The sequence below is a fragment of the Archangium violaceum genome (assembly GCF_016887565.1).
Lineage (GTDB): Bacteria > Myxococcota > Myxococcia > Myxococcales > Myxococcaceae > Archangium > Archangium violaceum_B.
In genome coordinates, this window is record NZ_CP069396.1 from 9735928 (window position 1) to 9746984 (window position 11057).

The 11057-nt window shown below is 70.4% G+C and carries 9 protein-coding genes; 4 read left to right on the forward strand and 5 right to left on the reverse strand.

All coding sequences use genetic code 11. From position 1 onward, the window contains the following. Positions 1–7 precede the first annotated feature (7 nt). On the reverse strand, positions 8–1357 hold the full coding sequence (locus JRI60_RS38835) for a metallopeptidase TldD-related protein (RefSeq protein WP_204221065.1): 1350 nt from the start codon (positions 1355–1357) through the stop codon (positions 8–10). A gap of 128 nt (positions 1358–1485) precedes the next feature. On the opposite strand from JRI60_RS38835, the gene JRI60_RS38840 reads away from it, so the two are divergent. Beyond that, positions 1486–2760 carry a TldD/PmbA family protein gene (locus tag JRI60_RS38840; protein ID WP_204229275.1) on the forward strand — a complete coding sequence of 425 codons (1275 nt, stop codon included), beginning with the start codon at positions 1486–1488 and terminating at the stop codon, positions 2758–2760. An 85-nt stretch (positions 2761–2845) separates the two neighbouring features. Here the strand turns inward: JRI60_RS38840 and JRI60_RS38845 are convergent, their stop codons facing one another. The 4 genes from JRI60_RS38845 to JRI60_RS38860 all read right to left on the reverse strand — a co-directional run bounded on the left by JRI60_RS38845 (position 2846) and on the right by JRI60_RS38860 (position 7198). Continuing rightward, a complete protein-coding gene (locus JRI60_RS38845; protein ID WP_239469976.1) occupies positions 2846–3952 on the reverse strand; it encodes a hypothetical protein in 1107 nt (368 codons plus the stop codon). 17 nt (positions 3953–3969) lie between these two features. Beyond that, positions 3970–5865, reverse strand: a complete 1896-nt coding sequence (locus JRI60_RS38850) for a hypothetical protein (protein WP_204221067.1) — start codon at positions 5863–5865, stop codon at positions 3970–3972. A 120-nt stretch (positions 5866–5985) separates the two neighbouring features. Then, positions 5986–6981, reverse strand: coding sequence for an aromatic ring-hydroxylating oxygenase subunit alpha (locus JRI60_RS38855; RefSeq protein ID WP_204221068.1), 996 nt, complete (start codon positions 6979–6981; stop codon positions 5986–5988). A gap of 34 nt (positions 6982–7015) precedes the next feature. Then, positions 7016–7198, reverse strand: a complete 183-nt coding sequence (locus JRI60_RS38860) for a Xan family putative trans-acting RiPP leader peptide (RefSeq protein ID WP_204221069.1) — start codon at positions 7196–7198, stop codon at positions 7016–7018. A gap of 121 nt (positions 7199–7319) precedes the next feature. Here JRI60_RS38860 and JRI60_RS38865 point away from each other — a divergent pair, with 121 nt between their 5' ends. Genes JRI60_RS38865 through JRI60_RS38875 form a run of 3 tightly spaced genes read left to right on the forward strand, consistent with a single transcriptional unit; the run spans position 7320 to position 11052 of the window. Beyond that, a complete protein-coding gene (locus tag JRI60_RS38865; RefSeq protein ID WP_204221070.1) occupies positions 7320–8489 on the forward strand; it encodes a cupin-like domain-containing protein in 1170 nt (389 codons plus the stop codon). Positions 8490–8508: 19 nt separating this feature from the next. Then, the gene (locus JRI60_RS38870; RefSeq protein WP_204221071.1) at positions 8509–9126 is read left to right on the forward strand and encodes a hypothetical protein; all 618 of its coding nucleotides are present in this window, start codon (positions 8509–8511) and stop codon (positions 9124–9126) included. A gap of 24 nt (positions 9127–9150) precedes the next feature. Then, positions 9151–11052: a hypothetical protein gene (locus tag JRI60_RS38875; protein ID WP_204221072.1), complete on the forward strand. Its 1902-nt coding sequence runs from the start codon at positions 9151–9153 to the stop codon at positions 11050–11052. Positions 11053–11057: the final 5 nt, after the last annotated feature.

Below are 11057 nucleotides of genomic sequence, written 5' to 3' on the forward strand. Positions count from 1 at the left end.
CCCGGCCTCAGCCCGACAGCAGCGGCGGGAGCACGAGCGTCGGGGTTCCACACCCCTCCGCGGTGGGGAAGAACGCCAGGTCCGTCCCCACGCCCCGCAGCGCGCGGAACGTCTCCAGCACGGGCAGGCTCAGCTCCACGGGGTTGATGCGCCGCACGCGTCGGCCCGCCTCCACCTCCCAGCCTCCCGCCACCAGCGTCACCAGCCCGGGGCGCGGCATCGTGGTGAACGTCTCGATGCGCGCCACCAGCTCCGTGTAGCGCTCGGGGAGCGCATCACCCCGTGGCACCACGAAGAGGTTGAGGGGAGAAGGAGCCGGCGGCGACGCCTCGGAGCGCAGGCCCCGGCCGTTCGGCTCCACCCCGAGCCGCGCCGCCGTCGCCGCCGAGTGCAGGAAGCCCACCAGCCGCCCCTCGTCGACGAGCCGCACCCGGCGCGCGAAGAGTCCCTCGTCGTCCGTCTCCCGCCGCTGCGTCCCCAGCGGGTGGAGCGGGCCATCCTCGACGCTCAGCACCGAGGGGAAGGCCTTCTTGCCCACCGCCCGCGCGAGGGCGGGGCTCGATGCCGCCACGTCTCCCCGGAGCAGCCAGGCCAGCCCCGCGACGAGCGGGGCCGCGACGGCGGGACGCAGCACGAGCGGCAGTCCCGGTGACACCGCCTCCGCTGGCCCCTCCAGCGCCTCGACGGCCTCCGTCAGTCGCGCTCGCAGGGCGGCGAGGTCCCACGCATCGCCCGACGGCGAGGCCACCGCATCCACCACGGCCCCGCGCGACGTCTCGCAGCGCACGAAGGCCTCCTCCCGGGAAGACAGGCCCGTCTGGAAGATGCCCTCACCGCGCACGAGCGCCGTCCACGTCGCGGATTGAGCGAGCACCTCCGCCTGCACCACGACTCCAGGAGGCACCACCGTCCGGGCGAGCTGCTCCGCCAGCCGCGACATCCGCTCGGCCGACAGCTCCGGCAGCTCCGGCGGCCACGGTCCGGCAGGAGGGGGTGACACGAGTCCCGGGGCACGGGAGCCCACGCCCAGGCGCCGCGTGGCGGCGCCCAGCACGCGCCGCAGGTCCTCGGGCCCTCCCACCGGCAGCGCCGCGAACCCGGACTCCTCTCCCCGCCACACCCGCCCCGCTCCCCACAGGGACTCGCCCCGGGCCAGGGTGGAGTCACCGGTGCGGGCCTCGTATTCCAAGGACAGCCGGCGGCTCGCCGTGAGGAAGAGCTCCGCCTCCAGGGAGGACTGTCCCCGCGTGAAGGTGGCCACCTCCACCCGTGCCGCCTCGGCCAGCGCGCGCAGGTCCACCCCCGCGCACGTCTCGCGCCCGCTCGTCCCTCGCGCCCCTCCGGAGGTCACCGGCATCCCCGTGCCCCCTCGCGCGTGCCCATCGGGCCGCCCGGGTGCTCTCCTGCGCGGCGGGCTCCTCCGCCCACCGCCTCCGTCCCCGGACACTCGGGTGCTAAGACACAGTGGGGAGGAGCCTCATCTTGCTGGATTGGTTCGTGGAACGGCGCGAGGTCATCGAGGTGGCCCACCAGCGCTCGGGGCTGCGCGTGCAGGAGCCCACCTGTGAGCGTGGCTACGCCGTCCGCCGGAGCACCTCCGGAGGCAGCGAGCAGGAGTGGACGGAGCTCGCCAACGGCACGCTCCCGCCCGGGGCCCTGCCCGCGGAGGTGGCTGGACGAGCGCGCGAGCTGCTCTCCCCCGAGCCGGCCCCGTCGGACGGCACCCGGGAGGCGGAGGTGGTGCGGCGGCTCGTGGACACGGCCCGGGCCGCGGGCGCGGCGCACCTGGACGTGCTGCTGCGCGAGGTGGACCAGCGCGTCCTCATCTCCCGCGAGACACACCTCGTCGAGGACCGCCGCCGCTACGCGCTCCTCGAGGTGAAGGCGTTTCACACCACCGAGGGCGGACTGGCGGAGCTGTGGCGCTGCGCGGCCCATCCGGACGGAGGGCGGCTGTACGCGGCACTGCCAGAGCTGGAGTCCCTCGTGGAGCGCATGGTGCGGCAGCTCCAGGAGCACAGCCCCGCCGTGCCGTGCCCCACCGGCCCGCTTCCCGTGGTGTTCCCCCCCGGAGCGGCCTCCGCCTGCTTCTTCCACGAGGTGTGTGGACACCCGCTGGAGGGCGATGTCGTCGCTCGGGGAGGCTCCTACCTCTCGCGCCGCCTCGGGCAGCGCGTGGCCGAGCCCTTCGTCTCCATCTCGGACGATCCAACCGATGGTCACGGGGCGCTCGTGTACACCTGTGACGACGAGGGCCACGCCGCGCAACCGGTGCCGCTGCTCCAGGAGGGATGCGTCGGCTCGCCCCTGCTGGACGAGCGGAGCGCCAGCGAGCTGGGACGCGCGCCCAACGGACATGGCCGACGGGTGGGGTTCAAGCACCCTCCCCTGCCCCGCATGGCGCACACCCGCGTCGAGCCGCACCAGGGCCACCTGGAGGCGCTGCTGGCCGACATTCCGCACGGGCTGCTGGTGCGCCACCTGACGCCCCGCCACATGAACCTCCTGTCGGGGGACTTCAGCTTCTACATCGTCGAGGCCCAGGAGATCCGCGAGGGCCGGCCGGGGCGGTTCGTGTCGCCCGGTATTCTCGAGGGCAACGGTCTGGCGGCCCTGGCCGGTATCGATGCGCTTGGCGGGGACCTCCAGAACCTGTTCGCCACCCGGGGCTGCCGCAAGCTCGACCATGGTCCGCTGCCAGTGTCGTTCGGACAGCCCACCGTGCGCTTCCGCCAGCTCCATGTGCGGCCCTGGCGCTAGTGGACCCATTCAGCAACACCGGGCGGGCAAGACCCTCACCCCCCGCCCTCTCCCAGGGGGAGAGGGCGCATGCGCAACCCGAGAGTCACCACTTCATGCACAGCCAGCTCATGTCCGGAGGCGGCGTGGGCTCGGCGTACGGATCCTCCGGCGGCGGAGGCATCGAGGACTCGTTGTGCAGCCGCAGCACCGAGACGCCCGGGCCAACCCGGCCCGTGAACGACGGGGCCAGCCAGGGACGCGGCCCCCCCGGTCCGGGCTCCTCGCCCTCCGGGGTCGTCACGGTATCGGTGAAGGTCAGAGACACCGGCTCCGTGCTCCCCTTCGGCAGCACGAGCGCGTAGTACCCCATCGAGCTGATGCCGCCAGGGTTCTTGGCGACGAAACCCATCGCCGTCTGCCCGGGGAGCTGCTTGGACGGAAGGTCCCAGTCGATCGGGTACAGCGTGCCCTGGTTCGTCTCCGCCGCGATGCCATCCGCCGGCGAGGTGAAGAAGTACAGCACCATGCTGGGCGCGTAGGTCCAGACGAGCACCACCCCTCCCGAGCCACTCACCAGGGAGCTGGGCGTCGTCGGAGTACCGGAGCGCGTCCGCAGGTTGGCCACCGCGCCAAGCGCGCCAGCCTCACCCGCTACCGTGGCCACCTGCGTCTGGCAGGAAGTCGTGCTGGCCACGATGGGCCGCAGCGTCGTGGTCGGGTAGTACTTCGCCACGGGCACGGGCAGATAGTCCGGCTCGGAGAAGATGTCCGGCGCCCCGAGCACGAGCCCCTCCGCGGGAGGCTCGGCCCTCACCTGGTACTCGATGGTGTCGCTGGTCGGAACCCCCGTCACCTGCCAGGAGCCATTGAACGCCGCGGGGTCGCTGCTGCTGACCACGGTGTCACCGTCGAGCACGCTCACCTTCGCGCCCAGCGCGGCCGCGCGGGTCAGATAGGGCGTCCCGTCGAAGAGCGCGTCCGGCGGAGGAGGAAACGGCTCCTCGCCCTCGGGGGGCGGGAAGCTCGGGAAGGTCTTGCTCGAGAAGAAGAAGACCTCCGGATCATAGACAATCCCCGACACGGTGGTCTGCCGCTGGGGGAGGTCCACGTAGACGGTGTCGGAGGACGTCCCGGGAGGGACGTCGCTCCCCGCGCACCCGGCCAGGGCGGCGGCGAGCAGGAGGCTGGTGGTGACGGACGAAGCCCTCATTGGATTCCTCGGGAGTCTCATTGGGCGGGCAGGAGGTGCCGGGTCGGCGGGGTCGCGGCATGGCACGCCTGGGCGCAGTTGCCGTAGGCGTTGGGCGTCTTCTGCATCTCCTCGAACTCCAGGTCGAAGTACTGCGTGCCGTGAGCCTCGAGGTGGCAGCCGTTGCAGGCGATGATGCTCGGGCGCAGCGTGCTCTCCCGGTTGAGGTGGCACAGCCGGCAGTCGGCCTTGCTCTGGTCGTACTTGCGCGAGCCCATGTGCAGCCGGTGCACCAGGTCGGAGACGTGACCCACCGTCTCGTCGAAGTGGCACGTCTTGCACAGCGCCACGTGGTCCACGGACAGGCCGTGGTGCAGGTTGGAGAGCGAGTTCACCCCGTTGTGGCAGATCTGGCAGTTGCCGATGTCCTCCTTGTAGGCCGTGGCCTTCTCCTGGCCCACCTGGAAGAAGAAGGGATCCATCCGGTTGAGGCGCTCGCCCATGAAGGAGCGGTGGTTCTTGAGGATGACGGCGTAGGTGCCCGGCTTGGCCGTGTCGGGCAGGCCGACGGCGTAGCGCGTGGCGGGCTTGGCATCCGCGTAGCCGGCCACGTAGGGCAGCAGGCCGGGCTCGACGAAGTACTTGGGCTCGCTCGTCTGGGGGAAGGCGAAGTAGGGCAGCTGGAAGGTGCCGTTGACCACCTTCAGGTCCTGCAGGGGGCCCACCACCTTGTAGCCGGACTCGGAGCTGCTGGTGTCACGGAAGACGGTCAGCATGCCCTCGTTGAAGTAGGAGACGCCGTTGGACATGTCCCCTCGGTACTGGTTGAGCGAGGGCAGCAGGTCGCGCGGGTGCAGGCCATGGCCATCACCGTCCTGCAGCGACACCAGGAAATCCACCGTCTCGCCCGGCATGTAGTACTTGCCGTTGCTCGGCTTCTGGAAGCGCACCTTCTGCTCCAGGCCGAACCCGCAGGGCACCGTCTTGTTGGTGGCCAGCCCGTCCGCGTCCAGCTCGTAGCAGGTGGCCTGCCGATCCTGCTCCGGCACGAAGTTCACCGGGAAGAGGAAGGGCTCGTCCGGCATGTGGCTCCAGGTGACGCGGATGACACCCTCACCCGTGAGCTGCGGCATGCGGAAGGACTTGAAGGGGTTGGTGGCGTTGGCGAACGAGACCTTCACGCCCGTGTGGTAGAGCGGCGGGCCGTAGCTGTCGGACTGGTGCAGCGTGGTGTCGCCCGGGGACTCCGGGCGGGCGATGCCGTAGATGGCCCAGCTCACACGGGTGCGGCCGGTGACGCTGTTCTCGGCCAGGAAGTCCCGGCGGCCGTAGACCTCCTTCACGCGCGAGACGCCGTCCGCGTCGAGCACCTCGATCGTCAGCGTGTCGTCGTCGGAGATCATCCACGCGGCGTTCTCGTAATAGGTCTCGCGGATGAAGATGCCTGGGCCGTAGGTGCGCCAGTCATCGCGGCCGATGGTCAGCCCCGTCCAGTCCAGGCTCTTGAAGCGCGACTGCTTGCGGATCCACGTGGCCGGCGTGCGGCGATCATTGAAGTCCGTGTGGACGTTGGTGACGGCGTCCATGGCGGTGAACTCGCGCAGGAAGTAGAGCGAGCCCGGCGTCACCTGGAGCCGCGCCGTCGGTTCCCGGGGAGGGCCCAGCGGAGCGCCGTCATTGAGGTTCTGGCACTGGTCCGGGTAGCCCGGCAGCGTGAGCGAGCCGCGCGTCACCGGCTCGCCGTTGGGGAGGATGGCGCAGCCGTTGAACTGCAGCAGCGAGAGCGAGATGGCCCCGGACGCGGAGCTGGAGTACGGATCGAACGCCTTCGCACCACGGCCACGCGTTCCCTCGACATCTTCGGTCCGGAGAACGTCACAGCTCGAGGTGAGCACCACAACGGAAAGGAAGAGGAGTCTCTGAAGCATTGTCATCGGGGGGGCACGGAGCCTGCGCGCACCGCCGCGGCGGCAACGACAGGGGGGTATCGGCGCTCGACCGCGGCAGTCTAGCGGGCACCCGCCAGGAAGACCAGGGCGGGCAGGGAAGGCGACTCAACCAGGAACAGGAGCATCGACGGGCCGGCCCAGGCGGAGCGCGATCACCCCGCGCCGGTACTCGATGGGCAGGCGGTCCGCCCGGACGTGCACCTCACCGGAGAAGTCCAGCGGGTGGGCCCTGGGCCGCTGCGCCTCGGCGACGAGGCGATCCTGCTCGAGGATGGCCAGCTCCGACTTCACGAAGATGTCCGGGAACATCCGCAGCCCCGGGTGGTAGGAGGCGAAGTAGAAGCACTGCATCTTCTCCTCCGACCAGGGCGAGGCGATGGCGAACACCGTGTGCTTGAAGAAGAGCGTGGGCTTGAAGGCCAGGCGCGCGGCGAAGGGGAACACCACCTCATATGTCAGCATGGTCTTGTCCACCTTGGGAGGGGCTCCCTCGAGGCCGGGCGCGAGCGCGGGGTAGGTGATCTGCGCGCGCAGCCCATCCGGGCGGCGCTCCACCTCATAAGGAGGCACCTCCTGCTGCTCCGGGTTGCCGAAGGTCCCCCGGTGCACCCAGGACAGGTGCGTGACGTCCAGGACGATCTCCACCATGCGGCCCGCGGAGATGTTCCAGTCCAGGCGAGGCAACGCGACGGTGGCCGCGCTCCCGTCCTCCAGCTCTGGCCAGTGGGGCAGCGGCGCCGCGGGCTGTGGCGCCAGGCACACCCAGATGAGGCCGTAACGCTCGGCGGCATGGAACGAGCGCAGCGCAGCGCCAGACGGAATGGGCGCGCCGGGCTGCGAGGGAATCCGCACGCAGCGTCCGTCCTGCCCGTACGTCCAGCCATGGAAGGCACAGCGCAGACCCTCGCCCACCACGTCACCGGCGCACAGGTCCGCGCCCCGGTGCGCGCAGTAGCGCTGCGTGGCGGAGACACCCGAGCCGGTACGCCAGACGACCAGCTCGGTGCCCAGCAGGCGCGCGGCGAGCGGGCGCTCCTTCAGCTCATGCGAGTAGGCAACGGGATGCCAGTACGGGGAGAAGGCCTCTTCGTAGGAACGCACGCCTGCTTCCATGGGACGAGACATCCAACCCTGCTCACGCGAGCGCGAGCGGGGCGATCTTGCTCTCGATCTCCTCGAGAAGGAAGTTGATCTCCTCGAGTTCGTCGAGCTTCTCCGGGGCCGCGGCGGCGGCAACGTGAACGGAAGCCACCTGGGTGGCGGGAGTGGACACCTCGGCGGCGACGACTGGCGTGGGGGGGGTCTCTTCAAACGCCATGAGAATCTCCGGGGGGGAGTGTTTCGAGTCTTGAGAAGCAATCGTGGCTCTCTCGGGTACCTCCTGTCAACGCGAGTAGCCCGTTATTCAAGAAAACGAGAACGCTGTACTATAGAGGACGATGACCCTGCCGCCGCTCCCGTTCGAGGCGAAGCCCCCTCGTCGACTCCACCAACCCAGCGCCGAGGAGTTCTGGTCGAGGGCCTTCGAGGAGCCGCTGGTGCTGACGGGCTGCATGGAGGACTGGCGGCTGCTGCGGGAGCTGCGGGCCAGCGACACCTTCGCGCGGAAGCTGGGCGTGCTCGGCCCCCTCTTCGGAGAGAAGCCGGTGACGTTCCACCAGATGCCCCGGCGCACGGAAGGGCACTACCACTTCCAGAAGGACAGGCTGGAGGGCAGGACGTTCGGCCAGCCCGCCCGGGACGTGCCGTTCGACGTGTTCGCGCGGCAGTTGCTGCGCAGCCTGGAGGGCGGCTCGGACGACTACGTCTACCTGCAGTCGCACCTGGTGGAGCAGGGAACCCCGCTGCGTGAGTCCCTGGGGCCTCGAATCCTGCCCTTCCTGAAGGAGCAGCAGGCGTTCCCGCGCATGTGGATCGGCTCCAACGGGCAGGTGGTGAACCTGCACTACGACGACTTCGTGAACTTCATCTGCATGGTCGAGGGGACGAAGCGGGTGACGCTGTTCGCGCCCGAGCTGCTCCCGTCCATGTACCACGCGCCCTTCGACGACATGCTCGAGCAGGCGCAGGCGAGCCACGTGCGGTTGCTGGAGCCGGACCTCGAGCGCTTCCCGCGCTTCCGCGAGGCGCTGCGCGAGGCCCGCGTGGCGGTCGTCAATCCCGGGGAGGTGCTCTACATCCCGCCCATGTGGTGGCACCACGTCGAGTCCTTCGGGCTCAACGTCATGGTCAACAACTGGGTGTTCGAGGAGCACTTCGACCTGGTGGTCCAGATGCAGGAGAACCTGACACGGGCCATCCGGCTGTTCATCCACCACCCCTCGGAGCAGCGGGCCCGGGAGCTGGAGCACTACCGGCGCACGGTCTTCGCGCCCGGCGTGGCCTCCACGCCCAAGCCGGCGGAGGACGGCAACCCGCTCGCGCGACACCGGGCCGAGACGCGGGAGCTGGTGGCGCGCATGCCGGACTTCCTGCGCCGGCAGGTCGCGCTCTACTACGAGCACTTCGTCTTCCAGGTGTCCGGAGACCCCATCCCCTCCCAGCCCGGAGCCTTCGCCGCCATGGTGGAGCGCAAGGCCCGCGTGGCCTCCTTCTTCGCGCGGGAGTGAGGCCGAGATGCCGGGAGAGATGCATGACACGCGGCCGCCGCGTTGGGACGGAGCGACCGCGATGCTCGGCGGGCTGCTGTGGCTCGTGGCCTACGGCGTGAACGTCGTGTTCGGACTCGAGAACGGACACGCCCCCCTGGCCCCCAGCGACTCCCGGCTCGCGTGGCTCGGCGCCGCCTCGTTCAGCGGGGCCCAGTTCCTCTTCGGCATCACCCTGGTGGGAGTGTGGCTGCGACTCCGGGGACGCGCCCGGTGGACGGGGCTCGTGGGGCTGCTGCTGGCGGCCGTCCCCCTGTGCTCGGCCGCCACCAACGCGGTGCTGCTGACGGGGCTGTTCGGGCCCGTCCGCGTCATCGGTGCCCTCGGGGCGCTCGGTGTGCTCGGCACCTGCCTCGGCGCGCTCTTCCTCGGCATCGCCTCGCTCCGGGCGCGCACCCTGCCCCGCTGGAACGCGCTCCTGCTGCTCGCCCTCGGGCCCGCGACCGTGGTGCTGCTCGTGCTCTCCACCCTGAGCTTCGGCCCCGGTGTGCCGGCCTACGTGGTGGACGACATGCCTTTCGCCATCGCCGGCTCCGCATGGTTCTCCCTGGGCTTGGCGCTGCGTCAACGGCCCTCCGTCCCCGCGCTAAGCTCCTGACCCCTCCCCGACCAGCCCCCCCGGATGAAGCCCCCCGCGCCTCCCGCCCTCGCCGCTCTGCTCCTGCTCTGGGGCTGCGTCGCCTCCGCCGCGGAGTGGCGCGGAGCCAGCCCGGGCGTCACTCCCCTGCCGGAAGTCCTCCGCACCTTCGGCAAGCCCAGCCGCCATGACTCCGTCCGCGGGGAGATCGTCCTCACCTACGCGACCAGGACGGCTCCCAACGGGACGCGCCTCGTGCGGTTCCGCTTCGACCCGGATGACGGCCTGCTGCGGCACATCGACGTGTTCCCCAAGCGCCCGCCGACGCGCGCCGAGCTCGAGAAGCAATTCGGGCCCTCCTGCGAGAGCGGCAGCGGGCCGGAGGACCCCTGCTACGAGCTCGAGATACTGCCCGGCAACCGGTTCTCCTTCCGGTACACCACGCTCGGCGTACAGGTGCTCTTCGAGCGCAAGCGGGTCAAGTCGCTGAGCTACTCGGTGCCGTCCCGCCCGAGCCCACCACCTCCCGCGCAACCCCCTCCCGAGACCGTCGCGAAGGCCCAGCCGGAACCGGAGCCGGAGCCGGAGGACACCTCCCCCGCTCCCGTGTCCGACCCGGCCCCCGTGGCCGCGCCCCCACCCTCGTCCTCGTCCATCGAGCTGGCGCCCGCGATCGTCGAGCCGGAACCCTCGACGTCCTCCTCCGCGGACGCGTTGATACAACCCGCGGTGATCGCCCCGCCCGGGGAAGACACGGCCACGGCACCCGAGCCCGAAGAGGCCATCGCCCGGAAGGACGACGCACCGTCGTTCCAAGATCTCCTCAGCCTGGGAGGCACCTACCTCCAACGCGCCGAGCTGTCCGGCTCCCGTGGCGGCCAGGGCACCGTGATGCAGCCCGTGCTCCCGGCGCTGGTGGACGTCTACCTCGATGCCAAGCCCTCGGAGAACGTGCGCAGCTTCGTGCGGGGACGGCTCCTCTACGATCCGCTCGACCGCGCCCTGTCCACGCCGACCATCCAGCTCGATCAGCTCTGGGTGCGGTTCGGCATCGCCGATCACGTGTTCATCACCGCCGGGCGCCAGCAGCTCAAGTGGGGCAGCTCCAAGGTGTGGAACCCCACCGACTTCCTCCGCCAGCCGAACCCGCTGCCGCTCGACACGTTCGACCTGCGGACGGGTGTCGACATGCTCAAGGTGAACATCCCCTGGGAAGCGATGGCATCCAACCTCTGGCTCATCGCCACGGCGGACCTGCGGGGACCCGAGTCGCAGCCGATCCGCTACGGAGGCGCCGCGCGAGCCGAGATGGTCCTCGGCCCGAGCGAGCTCAGCCTCACCGCGGTCTTCCAACAGGGACGCCGCCCCCGATACGGCGTGGACTGGTCCATCGGCCTGGAGAGAATCGACCTCAACGCCGAGGTCGCCCTGGTACGCGACAGCAGCACGCCCCTCTGGGAGCACACCGGGACGGACTTCGTTCCGCGCACGCTCGGTGAACCGAAGGTCCTCGCCAGCGGAGGCATCGCCACCTCGTTCCGCTTCGCCGACATCTACCGCGTCAACCCCCGGCTGGAGGTCTTCTACAACCAGCTCGGCACCGATGATCGCGCCCTGCTCACGTGGCTGCGCTCCACCAACGACTTCCAGCCGCTCTACTTCGGCCGCTTCTACGGCATGGCCCAGATCGCCATCGCCCGCCGCAGCATCCTCGAGCCGACGCTGCTCCTCACGCTGCTGGCGAACGTGCGGGACGACTCCTACCTGTCCCGCGTCGACTTCAACCTGCTGCCGCTGCGCGACGTGTACGTCCAGGCCTTCCTGGAAGCCCCCTTCGGCGCGCGTGGGAGCGAGTTCCGCTTCGTGCCAGACCCCTCGGTGGCGGAGCTCCCCGCCACGGGCCTCCCCCTGCTCCGGGCCGGGCTCAGCATCCGCATCAAGATGTGAGCCCC